The following is a 14,862-nucleotide window of genomic DNA, read 5'->3' on the forward strand; positions in this document are numbered from 1 at the left end:
TATTATTTTTGCGGGGTATATTTATAAATATATCGCTATGAAACAGAAAATACAACTTCTTTTAACCTTGTTGCTCCTAACTTCAGGAGCCCTCCAAGCTCAAATGAAAACTATTACAGGGGAAGTTTTCGATGAGAACAATGAGCCTCTACCATCAGTTGAAGTAATTATTAAAAACACAAATTCATCAAAAAATTCTAAAAGTGTTTCTACAGATATCGATGGTAAGTTTGAACTCAAAGCTAGAGTAGGTGATATACTTGAGTTTAGTTTTTTAGGCTATGAAACCCAAAGAAGAAAAGTAGAGGGTAAAAATAAAACTATCAATTTTAGGGTGGTTTTAAAAGAGGAAAAAATAGGCCTTTGTATCCTCCCTTTTATTACTATTCCTCCAAAAACTATGGCTTTGGGGATCCAAAAAGTCCCATATCGTTTAACCTATCTACAACAAGCTGTATCAAGCAAAGACCTCACTCAAGTCAAGCAAGCAAATTTTGTAAATAGCCTTGATGGTAGGGTTGCGGGTTTGCATATCCAGCGCAGTGCGACGGGTATCGGTGGGGCTACTAAAGCTACTATGCGCGGGGCTCGCTCGCTTTTTGGCGATAACAATGTGCTTTATGTGGTGGATGGAATGCCTATAGCCAACCAAGCTGAAAGAGGGTTTGGGGGCAATGGCAGAGATACCAGCGAAGGTATATCCGACCTTAATCCTGAGGACATTGCAGAGGTCGTAGTACTACAAGGGGCACAAGCCACTGCCCTCTATGGAGCATCGGCTGCTAATGGGGTACTGCTTATTCGCACTAAGAAGGCTAATGACAATCAACTCAATATTAACTTGTCTTCCTCAGTAGAATTTGTAAATAAACTAACAAAACCTGAGTTCCAAGAAACCTATGGCAATGAGTTAGGACAATACACTTCTCTCTCTACTCGAGCCTTACCTAAGGGTACTAATTTCAATATCAACGATTTTTATAGAACAGGTCACATATACCAAAATTCACTAAATGTTTCAGGTGGATTTAATTTTGAAGGTGGCAATAATAAAACGTATGCTTCAGTAGCATCTTTGCAGTCAGGAGGGATAGTGCCTAATAGCGTATACAACCGTTATAATGCTTATTTGCAAAATAGCACTTCTCTGTTAAAGAAGAAGTTGAACATAGATCTTTCAGGTAACTATATCCGTCAGTATGAGCGCAATCAGGTTGCTTCGGGCATCGCTTTCAACCCTATAGTAGGTTTATATCTATATCCAAGAGGTGAACAATTTGCTCAAGAACGTTATTTTGAGCGTTATGATGCTGTAGCAGGTTATGATAAACAGTATTGGATAGCGGGATCAGGGACTCCTGATACTCCTGCTAATTTAGGAGAAAATATCCAAAATCCTTATTGGATTGCCTATCGCAATTTGCGTCCTGCTACTAAAAATCGCTATATGTTTTCAGCTAAAGCAAACTACAAAATTATGGATAATTTAGAAGTGGCAGCTCGTTTTCGTATGGATAATACTTCTTCTACTATGGACGACAAGCGTTATGCTACCACACTTCCTGCTTATGCGGCTGCCAACGGTTACTATGCTCATTGGAAAGAAACCTTTAAACAACAATATGCCGATGTTATCGTTCATTATAATAAAACGGTTTTAGGTTTGTATTTAGACGCTCATATAGGAGCTTCTTATGAAGGGTATGACACTCAAGTAGATGGTTATAGAGGAAATCTGACAAATGTAAACAATTTCACTCAAAGCAATATTGCAGCTCCTACGGCGATTTTTCACCCGTTATGGGGAAAAAGAAGCAATACTGCTTTCTTTGCAATGGCTGAAATAGATTGGAAAAATAAATTATACCTCACTCTCTCAGGTCGCGCTGATAAACCATCCGATTTTCCTTACACAAGCGAAAGTACAGTCTTCAGTCCGTCAATAGGATTAGCAATACCGTTATATAATTTTGTAAATATAAATAAAGATATATTGAAAGATGCCAAATTGCGTGGAGGTTACAGCCAAGTAGCCGCCCCTATGAGCTATGCGGGGTTAGGCGTTGCCGAAACTTCTCGTGCTTGGATAGGTGATTCGTATACTTTACCTAACTACCCTGCTGATTTACAATTAGAACGTACCACCTCTTACGAAGTAGGTTTAGATACCCGATGGTTTAACAATCTTTCATTGAATGCTACATTCTATCACACCCGTACTAACAATCAATTAGTTCCCATTTTGTGGCAACAAGCGGGAGAGGTACAAAATCAAGGAGTAGAAGTAGCACTTGGATACACTTATAACAGAGCATTGAAAGGTGAAACTCAAATCATTGCTTCTACTAATAAAAATAAGATACTGAGCCTACCTCGTGAGATTACCAATGGTATGTACACCTTGCGTGAAGGAGGTGAAATAGGCGATATATACGATGCTAATGGCAATAAATTAGGCTCTACAAACCCTGATTGGCTCTTAGGCTGGAAAGGAAAATTGAGCTATAAGAATTTTGATTTAAATTTCTTGTTCAAAGCGCGTTTAGGTGGAATAGTTCTTTCAGAAACGGAACGTTATTTTGATCGTTATGGGGTTTCTAAAGCCTCTGCAGCTAATCGTGGTGCTAACTATGTTCTTTTTGTAGCTAATAGAACTGCTACCGATTATCAGTATTCGGCTACTAATATTCGCTTGCAAGAAGCTGCTCTTACCTATCATTTTAGAGAAGGTTTTATTGTGAAAGGGTTGAAAGATCTCAGTGTGTCGTTAGTAGGTAGCAACCTGCTAATGCTCTATAACAAAGCACCATTCGACCCCGAAATAGTGCCTTCAGTAGGTACTTATGGCAGCGGTTATGATAAATTTATGTTGCCTTCCGTAAGAAGTTACGGATTAAATGTAAAAATGCAATTCTAAAATTCTATAATGATGAAAAAAATATTTTTAATACTCAGCTTGCTCTCAATAGTAGCTTGTAAAGATGAAACTACCGAAAAAATTGCTCATCCTAATATTGACCAAAAGGTTTATTTTGTAGGCAATAAATCGCAAGAGGTATTTGTGCAAGAATACCAAGAAAACAACTTAGAAAACGTAAAAGCTCAACTCATCTATCCGGCTGAGAAAAACCTATTTGCAGATCTCCTTACAGGGGATGCGCAATATCTCGCTGATTATAATGAACGCTATGGCGTAAATTATAAATTGTTGCCTGCTGATAAATACAAAGTTGATGAAATTATTGTCTTTGGCAAAGGTGAAAGAGAAACTCCTATAACAATTACCATAAAGAATCTCATTTTTAACAATGATGAAGTGTATGCTCTCCCATTGCAAATTGTGAATAGAAAAAGCATACAAGCAATTGATGGGCAAGAACATTTGCTGTTGGTGATTCGTCCTAACATATATAGGAAAGTGTTCAAAATGGGCACAACTTCGGTAACTTCCTACCGAAATTCTTTCTTCAAGTAATGTTTTTGAGCAGTGGAGTTTTGAAACTACAGTGTATGTGGAAAGTCTTACTGGTGAAGTACCTATCATAGGGCTCAATAAAAATACAGCAAATCCATTAGAAATAGCGTTTAAAAACGGACAATTACAAGTGCGACTCAATACCGTTACCGCTCTCGAAATTCCTACAACAGCTTTCGCTCCTCAAGTAAACAAATGGTATGCTCTATCGTTTACTTATGATGGCAACACTTTACGTGCTTTTGTAAATGGCAAAACTGTCGCTACCCAATTGTTACAAGGAGGAGCTGTACAACTTAGAAATCTCTATATAGCAGGTAGTAACCAGCGCTTGAGAGAGTTACGCTTTTGGCGAAGAGCTCTTACTCAACAAGAACTTAAAGCTAACCTATGGCATACTTTACCTACTAACAAAGATTTACAACTTTATTTGCCTCTCAACGGCAAAAAAATAGATTTTAATACCAAAGAGGTAACCGACGACGAAACAGGGCTCTGGGATTGGTCGTCTTATGGAATGCCTATAATCAGCCTGCCCTCAGGAGCTTCTTTTGATAGTGCTACTGGCAATGGTTATAGATTTCCACCAGAAAATTGACAATGAAACTGAACAAACATCACCTCTTACTTTTGCTTTTTCTATTAGGAGCAACTTTACACGCCCAAGTGAAAAATATCACTGGGCGTGTGATAGATGCAAAAGAAAGAAATCCAATTTCTTTTGTTCCAATAGTTGTAAAAACTTCTCCTCCTACAGAACCTCCACAAGTGGTGATGACAGATTTAGACGGTAAATTTCAGCTCCAAGCAAAAGAAGGTGATGTACTTGAAATTGCCTTTATGGGATATGAAAAACAATACAAAAAAATAGAAGGTAAAGCTAAGAAAAAACACTTTAAAATTGTTTTAGAAGAAGAAAGTGTGGGAACAGTTTGTTATGGACCTATGAGCATACTTTTCTACACTTCATTAGAACGAAGGAAAGAGGAAGAAACATTTACTTACCCGCAACAATCTATAGGAGGTCAAGAACTCACTGAAGTAAAACAGATGAATTTTCTCAATAGTCTTGAAGGTAGGATTGCAGGGGTACTACTACAACGCGATGCTTTAGAGATAAGAGGAGGTAACAAAGTGCGTTATATAGTAGATGGAGTACCTATAGACAATCCTTCCGATCTCAACCCTGAGGATATAAGGAGTCTTACTGTTTTGCCAGGTACTCAAGCTGCGGCTATTTATGGAGCATCAGCAGCTAATGGAGTAGTACTTATTCGCACTAAAAAATCTATAAGTAAGAAACTGAATGTCAATTTCTCTTCATCAGCCGAGTTGTTAAAACCACTTTCTTCAGAAGATATTTATAGAACGGGATATGTATACCAAAATGCAGTGAGTTTTTCAGGAGGACAAAACTTTAAGAAAGGAGCAAAAAATAGAATATATGCTTCTTTAGCTTCTTTAGAATCAACAAGTATTGTGCCTAACGACTCCTATAATCGCTATAATAGCTATTTACACAATGCAACTTCTTTGTTGAATGATAAATTGAACATAGATCTTTCAGCTAATTATATCCATCAGTATGAGCGCACTCCAAGCGGTTATCACAATCAATACACTGAAATGAAAGACCGCTATATGTTTTTAGCTAAGGCAAATTATGTAGTAGGTAGAGGTTTATCCTTCACTGGGCATTTTCGTATGGATAACAATCTTATTACAGCACACTCCACTTATAAACAACAATACGCTGATATCATCTTAGACTATCATAAAAAAATCTTACCTAAATTCAATTTAGAAACACATTTAGGAGCGTTGTACGATGAGAGTAACACCCAAGCTGCTTTTGCAATTACCGAAGTAGATTGGCAATCTAAAGTGCTTCTTACTCTTTCAGGACGTACTGAAAAATATTTAAATCATATTTATGACAATAATAAACTCCTATTCACTCCCTCAGTAAGTATAGCAATGCTCTTACATCAATTTTTAGATATGAATGAAAGAACATTAGGTTATGCTAAATTGCGTGCTGGTTATACCCCAATAACAGACCCTTACGATTGGCAGTCAGAACGCTCTATGTGTTATGAGATAGGTTTAGATAGCAAATGGTTGTTTGATTGTCTCTCTGCTGGGGTTACTTTTTATCGCAATCAAATCAATAAACAAGGTGTAGAACTTGTTTTAGGCTACATTAGCGAAAAACCCAATCCTTACCCTAAAACTCCAGGATTCTATTGGGAGACCCAACTTGTTGCAGCTACCTATCCTCATACACAATTAGGTTGGCGCGGAAAAATGAACTATAATGATTTTGATTTAAATTTCTTGTTTAAAACCCGCTCAGGTAAGAAAGTGTGCTTGCAAGAAGCCGCCCTTACTTATCATTTTAAGGGAAAATTTGAGATGAAAGGCTTGAATGACCTTAGTATGTCGTTAATAGCTACTTATGATATTGATAGCCCAAAATATACCTCACTACCACTTGTAAGAAGCTATGGTTTGAGCGTAAGAATGCAATTCTGAAAATTTGTTAATTTGCTAATTCAAATTTTACTCCTCTGAGTTCTTCAATCTGTTGTAACAAGTGATGAATGATTTCCAACCCTGCCATATTCACTTCAAGGTCGTAATGCCAATTTGTAAAGCGTTCAAAATCCGAAAGTTGGTCATAATGAAGGTAAGTAGTGTTGTTGATGACCTCCGTTTGTATGAGCCCGCTGGAGGCTAAATCGTCGAAAAAAGTGACTTCTATATTGTACAAACGAACGATGTCTTCTCTTGATATTCTCTCTTCCATAACTATGAATTTTTAAGTTGTTCAAATAATTCTTTTTGTTTCTCAGTGAGGTGCTTAGGCAACTGCACTTGGTAAGTAACAAAGAGGTCGCCAAAGCTGTCTTTTTCTTTATATACGGGGAATCCTTTACCTTTGAGTCGCACCGTAGTACCGTTTTGGGTTTCAGGGGCTACTTTCATTTTTACCTTGCCACTTAAAGTATCTATTTGCACCTCTCCGCCTAACATAGCAGTGTAGAGGTCAATATTTACGGTTGTTTTCAGGTCGTTACCATTGCGTTCAAATTGAGCGTCGGGTTCTATGTGGAAAGTAATGTACAAATCGCCATTAGGACCTCCGTTATAGCCCTCTTGTCCGTGACCTTTGAGTTTGATTTGTAAACCTTCATATACTCCTGCTGGCACAGTAATACGTATGTTTTTGCCATTTACTGTAAAGGTGCGTTGCTGAGTGGTAGCCACTTCGCGCAAAGGGAGGGACATATCGGCATAGAGGTCTTGCCCCTTGAATTTACCTGAAGCGCTACTATAACCTCTGCCAAAGCCACCTGCACGTCCGCCAAACATATCTTTAAAGAAATCGGAATAATCTTCATTAGAGTAATTGCCTCCGCTAAAGCCTTCAAAACCTTCAAAACCTCCGAACCCGCCAAAGCCTCCACCGCGAGCGCGTTGCTGTTGTTGAGCTTTTTCGTACTCCTCGCCATATTGCCAATGTTCTCCGTACTTGTCGTATTTAGCACGGTTTTCAGGATTACTGAGCACCTCATTAGCCTCGTTAATTTCTTTGAATTTTTGCTCTGCCGTCTTGTCGTTAGGGTTCATATCAGGGTGATATTTGCGCGCTAATTTGCGGTAAGCTTTCTTTATTTCTTCTTGAGTAGCAGTTTTTTCTACTCCTAATGTTTTATAGTAATCAATCATATTTACTAAAATTAATGTACGCAAAAGTAATACTTTTTTTTCAATAGTGATACATAGTTCACAATTATTTTGTAATTTTGCCCCCTGAAAGAAAACTAAGTACCATTTTGTGAACACATCATATTTTAAACAATCGTTTTTTATTGTTTTGCTGGCTACGCTCATCTTTATAGGCTTTAAGGAGTTTTTGCCAGCACGCATATTTCCTGAAGTCAAAGCAATGGATAATGTAGTGGTAGATAGCTTAATGTTAGAAGCTATATCGGGTAAGGAAATCGATAAAGTGCTCAGTCAGGCAAACGATTCAATGGCTACTGCTAAGAGATTGAAAAAATCCGATGAGTATCTCTTTGCTTTTTTTAAAAAATTATACGAACTCGAAACTACTAAAAAAGGAAAGATAAGAATAGGCTACTACGGCGATTCAATGACCGATGGTGACTTAATCGTACAGGATTTAAGAGCCCTCTTTCAAGATGCTTTTGGCGGACAAGGAATTGGATTTTTGCCCATCGCTTCCGAGTCAGCTAAATCTCGCGGAAGTGTATGGCATTCTTATTCTAATACTTGGAAAACACAGTCGTATGTGAATGTAAAACGCCCCAAACGTCCTTTTGGAGTGTGCGGACAAGTGTTTTTTACTCAAGGCAATGGCACTTGGGTGCAGTATAAATCATCTAACCAAAAACATATCAGTCAACTATATGCCCCTGTACTCTATTATGGTTCATCGGGCAACAAGGAAGCTAAAGTTGAAATTACCTATAATGATACTGTGAAGGTGGTAAAATCGCTAACTACCGATAAACTACTGAATGCCCTACCTCTCACCGAAGGTCATAACACCAAAGCAGTACGCATTACTTTTTACAAATCGGATAGTATTCCTATTTATGGAGTAAGCTCAGGAGAACGACAAGGAGTGTATGTTGATAACTTTTCAAGTCGTGGTAATTCAGGTTTACCTATTTCCCTTTTCAATGTAGATTTGATGAACCGATTTGATGACGCACTTGGTGGATATGACCTCATCGTGTTGCACTTTGGTGCTAATGTGCTCAACTATGGCACTTTAGATTATTCGTGGTACGAAAGGGGAATGACCAAAGTAGTAAATCAAATACGCGCTTGTTTTCCTAATACCTCTATTCTTATCATCTCAACCGCCGATAAATCAACTAAGGTGAATATGGAAATGCAAACTGATAAAGCGGTAGTACCTTTAGCAAATGCGCAACACAAATACGCGCGTAATACTCATTCTGGTTTTATCAATTTGTACGAATTGATGGGAGGAAAAGGTTCTATGAAACAATGGGTAGAAGCCAATCCTTCACTTGCAAGCAAGGATTATACTCACTTCAATGCAAGAGGAGCTAAAAAGGTTGCTCATTTGTTGTATAATAAATTGATGGAGGAATATGAACATTACAAAGACCCACATAACAGTCAGAAAGCCGATGTTTTTGGTGAAAAAATAAAAGAAATACAAGAAGTGCGACCAACCACAACAACCACTGCTACTGCCACTACTGCGACAGCTACACGTACTGTACAGCCCGCGGCACCAGCACGACAACAACCGGAACGACAACAACCAGCACATCCTGTACAACAAGCACCAGCAGCACAACATAAAGATTCAGTAAAACCTAAAAGCTCCGATTTGTACGAGCTGTAATACTAAAAAAACACTAATAACACACTAAAAAGACACAATTATAATGAAAAAGAAACAATTGGTAAAGAAAATCATAATGGGGAGCTGTATGCTATTGGGAGTAACACTCTATTTAAGAGCTAACTATACCTCAGCAGAAAATGTTTTCCCCCCTTTGGCTGCCAAAGATACTCTCTCAGTTTATGCCAAAAACAATGCCCCGAAAGAGTACAACAATATGTACAACACTTCGGTGCTAACTCCTTTTTTTGAAAAATTGGCTACTTTAGAAAAATCTAAAAACCGCAAACTGAATATCGTCCACATAGGCGACTCACACATCCAAGCCGATGTGATGCCCAATGTGATGAGACAGCGTTTGCAAGAAAGTTTTGGCAATGCAGGATTAGGCTTGGTCTTTCCATACTCTCTTATCCGTACTAACGGTGGGCACAATGTGAGTTTTACTTCTAATATCTCTTGGGAAGCTCAGAAAAATACATCTTCACCATTGGCAGGAATCACAGGCTATGCCCTTTCTACCGATAAGAAAAATTTTGTGATAGAACTAAACCTAAAAAATAAAGATTACGCTTTTAATACCCTTAAAATTATCACCCCTAAAAACCAACGTCAGTTTGAGTTGGCAACCAATGTAGGCAAGGTTACCGCTCCTTTAAAGCCTTCAGTTCCTAAGATGATTTCACATAAGGTAACTCAAGGCGAAACCCTCTATGGCATTGCTAAACAATACCACACTACGGTAGCTCTATTGCAGAAAAACAATCATTTGAAAGGGAGTAATATCCGTATAGGACAGGTGTTACACATCGCTTCTGCTAAAGGAATTGCAGGTACTGTACCTGCTCCCGCCCCTGCAACTAAAGTGGATATGAGCAATGCAACTATCCTCAAGGCCAATTCGCTTTACAACTACTATGCTTACGACAATCTGAATGTTTCTGATAAAATATACTTAACCCCTAATACCGAAAGCAGTTCGTTTACGCTTAATGGCATAGTACTCGAAAATGACCAAAAAGGGATTATTTATCATACAATAGGCGTAAATGGAGCCCATTTTTCCGATTACAACAAATCCGATTTGTTCTTTGAACAGATAAGTGCTCTCGAACCCGATTTGATAGTGATTTCCTTAGGTACTAATGAAGCTTATGGTAGACTTGCCCCCGAAAGATACGATGCCGAGGTGATGAAATTTATTAATACTATACGCACTCAGTACGGCAACTGCCCTATCATACTCACAACTCCTCCTCCTTTTTTGTATAGAAGAAAAAGTACCACCTCATTGTGCGTAGAATACGCCGATACACTGATAGACAACGCTGTAAAGGATAATTATAGCGTGTTCGACCTTTATCGTGCCTTAGGTGGTAATGAAGCAATGAGTAGATTTATACAACAAAAACTTATCGCCGGTGATCGCGTACATTATACCAGAGATGGTTACTTAGAACAAGGTGAGCTTTTCTTCGATGCTTTTATGAGTAATTACTTAAACTACAAAAAACAATCCAAACACTCTTTAAAACCCATTTTAAATTGAATACAGCAGCATTAGCCCAGTGGTTTACCGATAATTTTAGCTTCACAACTGAACAAGTAAAACAATGGTTTACCTATAACCCCAATCACCCTCTACTATTTAATAGCAGTCTGTTTTTGGGGCTATTTTTGGTGTTTTATTTAGTGTATATCATCACTAAAAAACACGTCCATTTCCGTACGGTATATGTTACCTTATTTTCACTGTTTTTTTATTACAAAGCAGGTGGTAATTACTTTGTACTACTAATACTCTCTTCCGTATTAGACTATTTTTTTGCTGGACAGATTTACAAAGCCCAAAAACCTGCTGCTCGAAAATTCTTCTTGGCGGTGAGTATGATAACCAATTTGGGGATATTGTTCTATTTTAAATATACGAACTTCCTTATCGATAGTTTTAACGCTATTTTCCAAAGCAATTTTGCATTGATGGATATCATATTGCCAGTGGGTATCTCATTCTATACTTTCCAAACGATGAGTTACACAATTGATGTATATCGCCGTGAGATAGAACCTGCTAAGAGCTTTTTAGACTTTGCTTTCTTCGTGTGTTTTTTCCCTCAGTTGGTAGCAGGACCTATTGTAAGAGCAAAAGATTTTATTCCGCAAATATACAAAAAGCTCACTCTCACTAAAGAAGAAACCTCATTGGCTCTTTTTCTTATCATAGGAGGATTGCTCAAAAAAGCTGTGATTTCCGATTATATTTCATTAAACTTTGTAGATAGGGTATTCGAGGCTCCCAATAGTTATACTCCTTTTGAAAACTTAATGGCAGTCTACGGCTATTCATTGCAAATTTATTGTGATTTTTCAGGTTATTCGGATATGGCAATAGGCTTAGCCTTACTGATGGGCTTTACGTTGCCTATAAACTTCCGTACGCCTTATCAATCTAAAAATATTACCGAATTTTGGCGACGTTGGCATATCTCACTTTCAACGTGGTTAAAAGACTATTTGTATTTCTCGGTAGGAGGAAACAGACGAGGTACTTTCTGGGGTTACTTTTTCCCTACTTTATTTTTTGGGGCTACACTATTTTGGGCAGTAAAAATGTACGACACCACTCCTATACCGCTTTATATTACAGCAGGGGCGATAATAGTATTTGTATTAGCTATTGTAGTAGCTAAAGATAGAAAAAAATCAGTACGTAGCCATTTCAACCAAATGACAACAATGCTCTTAGGAGGATTATGGCACGGGGCTAATTTGCGTTTTATCATTTGGGGAGCTCTTCACGGACTTGCCTTGGCTGTGCATAAAACTTTTATGGACTTTTTCCCTGCTAAAAAAGAAGATGAGAAGAAAGGTTTCTTCAGTAGCACTGCCAATGTAATATTTGTGATAATTACCTTTCACTTTGTGGCTTTCTGTTGGATATTTTTCAGAGCAAAAGACTTTGATATAGCCCTTACAGTGATGAATAATATTGCCGAACTACAATTCGATTGGCACAAATGGCAAACTATTATTGAGGGGTATAGAAATGTATTCCTACTAATGGCAATAGGCTTTGTATGGCATTTCTTCCCTCAAAATATGAACGATCAACTGAAGAATTTCTTTGGTAGTATGCCTATACTTTTCAAAGCAGTGATAGTGGCGCTCACTTTCTGGGTAGTGTATGCTACTGCTTCCAGCGGGGCACAACCTTTTATATACTTCCAGTTTTAAGGGTGAAAAATAAAAAAAGGCTTCGCTAACTTGTAGCAAAGCCTTTTTTCATTTTTCACTTCTCATTTCCATAGCTATCAAACTCCTTCATAGGAATTTTCTTTCCATCGAAGTTGATATTTTTAAGTTCATTAGCTATGTCACTACCTTTGCCTACGATGATGATTCTGAAGTTTTTTAATAGAAAATAACTATTAGCAACTCTCTGTACGTCTTCTTTGGTTACTGCATTAATCTTGGCGATATAGTTCTTGTAAAAATCTTCGGGTAGGTTGCGCACTTTTATATTGATAGCGTAATTGGCAATCGTCTGCGGACGCTCAGTAGCTAATACAAACTGACCTAAATACTGTGCTTTAGCTTGCGCTAACTTCTCTTCACTCACTATAGTAGTTTGTATGCGTTTTACTTCTTTGAGTATCTCAACAATGGCAGGAGCTGTTACGGCATTGCCTACTTTGGTCTTGATGCTGAAACTGCCTTTTGTCCATTTATCAGTTTTAAAAGTAGAAAAAGCACCATAAGTATAGCCGTGTTCTTCACGCAAATTCATATTGATATAACTACCAAAATCTCCACCTAAAATACTATTGGCTACTAATAGAGGGAAGTAATCAGGGTGAGACATCTTGAGGTCAATGAGGTTTGTAACTTGTATTTCCGATTGTACCGCGCTGGGCAAATCTATAAAGTTGATTTGTGTTTCACTTACATTCTTAGGGATATATAAAGCAGGAGTTTCTTCTGAATAAGGTTGCCAATCGGCGAAATGTTCGTTTACTAAAGTAATTACCTCTTCGGGATTTACATCTCCTGTTACTACTAAATAGGCATTGTTAGGCACAAAACGCTTGCGGTAATAGTTGGTTACATCGTCTAAGGTGAGGGCAGCAATCTGGGCTTCAGTAATGTATTCGCCGTAAGGGTGAGCCGTACTGTAGCGCAAGGTTTGCCGTACGCGTTTCATAATCACTTCAGCATTACTTTCGTTGGCGCGGATACTTTGGATAATGCGCGCTTTTTCTTTTTCCATATCCTCCTCAGTGAAGTTAGGGTGCAGGGCAGCATCGGCAATGAGTGCTAATACTCGCGGAAAATATTTAGAGAGTACTTGAGCGTATGCACCATTAGGAGCGATAGAGAGTGTTGCAGCGAGATAGTCTATTTCCTCGTTGAAATCGTCTTTATTGATAGAGGTAGAGCCATTGCCCGCCATTAGTGAAATAAGGTCGGAAATTCCCTTTTTTTCTTTTTCTAATTCTGGACATTCGTCTAAAGAGAGACGGATACCTACTTGAGGGAGTTGGTGGTTTTCTACTATCAATAGCGTAAGTCCGTTCGGAAGACTATGTGTAATAGGAGTTCCTAAATTGATAATAGGAGCAGCTCCTGGGGTAGGTTGTATAGAGCGGTCTATATGTGTCATTTTTGTTTACTTATTGAACTGAAGGTAAATAATTGAGGTCTAAACGTTGTTTTTTGTCTAAATACTTGCGAGCAGCCTCTCTAATATCTTCACGAGTAATAGCGCGGTAGTGGTCTATTGCTTTGTTGATGAGGTTCGTATCTTTGTAGAAAGTATAGTTATCTGCCAAAGAGAGTGTAATTCCTTCCATATTGCTGTTTTGAGCCACAAAGTTAGCCTCTATTTGGTTTTGTAACTTTTCATATTCTCGTTCACTGATGAGTTCAGTTTGTAGTCTTTCAATTTCCTCATCCATTTCTTGTGCTAAAGTTTCTAAACTCACCCCATCCATAGGGAGTGCTCCCATTATATAAACGCCATAATCTTCTTGAGCATCCGAAAATGCTAATACCTGTAAAGCAGTTTGATGTTCGTCAATCATTTTTTTGTAGAGGCGAGCACTTTTGCCATCGGTAAGGATATTAGAAAGCAAGTCGATAGTAAACGAATCTTTGTCCGTCATTGCAGGAGTGCGATAGGCATATAGTTTCAGTGGGATTTGGATATTAGGGTCATATTCAGTTACCTCAATAGTTTCAGTGATAGGAACTTCTTCTATTTTGTTGCGTTGTATCACATTACCCGTATTAGGAATCGTTGCGAAGTATTGCTCTATCCATTCTTTGGTAGTTGGTGCATCAAAATCACCAGCTACTACTAATACAGCATTATTAGGATTGTAGAATTTCTTTTTGAAAGCAATGAATTCTTCTAAGCTGGCAGCGTCTAAATGCTCTACTTCGCCAATTACCGTACCTGAATAGGGGTGTTTTTTAAAAAGATAAGGATTGATAGCTGAACGATACATTATTCTACCGTAAGGAGCGTTGTCTATACGTTGGTTTTTCTCTTCTTTTACTACTGAATTTTGAGTACTTACTCCAATCTCATTAATAACAGGGTGGAGCATACGTTCAGCTTCCATCCACAAGCCTAATTGCAGGTTGTTAGAAGGGAAGACTTCATAATAATAAGTTTTGTCCTGCGTAGTAAAAGCATTGTTGTGTCCGCCATTAGCCGATACAATATCAAACCATTTGCCACGTGCGATATTTTGAGAACCTTCAAAGAGGAGGTGTTCAAAAAAGTGAGCAAAGCCAGTGCGAGTAGGGTCTTCGTCTTTAGCACCTACGTGGTACATTACCCCTATAGTTACTACGGGGGCAGCGTTGTTAGGGTGAAGAATCACGTGTAACCCATTAGGGAGGTCGTATTCTTCAAAAATAAGAGATTGAGCCATAGTTAATTTGTCAATGAGTTAATCAGAAAAAAACT

At 38.2% G+C, this 14,862-nt stretch carries 11 protein-coding genes; 7 read left to right on the top strand and 4 right to left on the bottom strand.

The genetic code is table 11. The annotated features are described in order from the left end of the window. The first annotated feature begins 37 nt into the window (after nucleotides 1–37). From HMPREF9073_RS11845 to HMPREF9073_RS11855, 4 genes are read left to right on the top strand one after another with little or no spacing between them, the layout of a single operon-like run. Nucleotides 38–2,917, top strand: a complete 2,880-nt coding sequence (locus tag HMPREF9073_RS11845; protein ID WP_009414019.1) for a SusC/RagA family TonB-linked outer membrane protein — start codon at nucleotides 38–40, stop codon at nucleotides 2,915–2,917. Nucleotides 2,918–2,929: 12 nt separating this feature from the next. Continuing rightward, complete coding sequence (locus tag HMPREF9073_RS16410; protein ID WP_232212959.1) at nucleotides 2,930–3,475, top strand: DUF1735 domain-containing protein; 546 nt, start codon at nucleotides 2,930–2,932, stop codon at nucleotides 3,473–3,475. Between the two features lie 37 nt (nucleotides 3,476–3,512). Continuing rightward, nucleotides 3,513–4,073, top strand: a complete 561-nt coding sequence (locus HMPREF9073_RS16415; RefSeq protein WP_009414021.1) for a LamG-like jellyroll fold domain-containing protein — start codon at nucleotides 3,513–3,515, stop codon at nucleotides 4,071–4,073. 2 nt (nucleotides 4,074–4,075) lie between these two features. Further along, nucleotides 4,076–6,010: a carboxypeptidase-like regulatory domain-containing protein gene (locus tag HMPREF9073_RS11855; RefSeq protein WP_009414022.1), complete on the top strand. Its 1,935-nt coding sequence runs from the start codon at nucleotides 4,076–4,078 to the stop codon at nucleotides 6,008–6,010. Between the two features lie 7 nt (nucleotides 6,011–6,017). On the opposite strand, the gene HMPREF9073_RS11860 is transcribed toward HMPREF9073_RS11855, so the two are convergent. Together HMPREF9073_RS11860 and HMPREF9073_RS11865 are read right to left on the bottom strand one after the other, a co-directional pair. After that, nucleotides 6,018–6,284 carry a chaperone modulator CbpM gene (locus HMPREF9073_RS11860; protein WP_009414023.1) on the bottom strand — a complete coding sequence of 89 codons (267 nt, stop codon included), beginning with the start codon at nucleotides 6,282–6,284 and terminating at the stop codon, nucleotides 6,018–6,020. Between the two features lie 2 nt (nucleotides 6,285–6,286). Further along, the gene (locus tag HMPREF9073_RS11865) at nucleotides 6,287–7,207 is read right to left on the bottom strand and encodes a DnaJ C-terminal domain-containing protein (protein ID WP_034555894.1); all 921 of its coding nucleotides are present in this window, start codon (nucleotides 7,205–7,207) and stop codon (nucleotides 6,287–6,289) included. A 109-nt stretch (nucleotides 7,208–7,316) separates the two neighbouring features. Here HMPREF9073_RS11865 and HMPREF9073_RS11870 point away from each other — a divergent pair, with 109 nt between their 5' ends. The 3 genes from HMPREF9073_RS11870 to HMPREF9073_RS11880 are packed head-to-tail and all read left to right on the top strand — an operon-like array spanning nucleotide 7,317 to nucleotide 12,122. Continuing rightward, nucleotides 7,317–8,888, top strand: a complete 1,572-nt coding sequence (locus tag HMPREF9073_RS11870; protein WP_034555896.1) for a GDSL-type esterase/lipase family protein — start codon at nucleotides 7,317–7,319, stop codon at nucleotides 8,886–8,888. Between the two features lie 43 nt (nucleotides 8,889–8,931). Next, entirely contained in the window at nucleotides 8,932–10,437 is a 1,506-nt protein-coding gene (locus HMPREF9073_RS11875; RefSeq protein WP_009414026.1) for a LysM peptidoglycan-binding domain-containing protein, read from the top strand. Further along, nucleotides 10,434–12,122 carry an MBOAT family protein gene (locus tag HMPREF9073_RS11880; RefSeq protein ID WP_009414027.1) on the top strand — a complete coding sequence of 563 codons (1,689 nt, stop codon included), beginning with the start codon at nucleotides 10,434–10,436 and terminating at the stop codon, nucleotides 12,120–12,122. The genes HMPREF9073_RS11875 and HMPREF9073_RS11880 overlap by 4 nt, the downstream gene beginning before the upstream one ends. A gap of 55 nt (nucleotides 12,123–12,177) precedes the next feature. Here HMPREF9073_RS11880 and HMPREF9073_RS11885 read toward each other — a convergent pair whose 3' ends face one another. After that, nucleotides 12,178–13,548, bottom strand: coding sequence for a pitrilysin family protein (locus HMPREF9073_RS11885; RefSeq protein ID WP_009414028.1), 1,371 nt, complete (start codon nucleotides 13,546–13,548; stop codon nucleotides 12,178–12,180). Nucleotides 13,549–13,558: 10 nt separating this feature from the next. Then, nucleotides 13,559–14,827: a pitrilysin family protein gene (locus HMPREF9073_RS11890; RefSeq protein ID WP_009414029.1), complete on the bottom strand. Its 1,269-nt coding sequence runs from the start codon at nucleotides 14,825–14,827 to the stop codon at nucleotides 13,559–13,561. Nucleotides 14,828–14,862 lie beyond the last annotated feature (35 nt).

The sequence above is a fragment of the Capnocytophaga sp. oral taxon 326 str. F0382 genome (assembly GCF_000318295.1).
Taxonomy (GTDB): domain Bacteria; phylum Bacteroidota; class Bacteroidia; order Flavobacteriales; family Flavobacteriaceae; genus Capnocytophaga; species Capnocytophaga periodontitidis.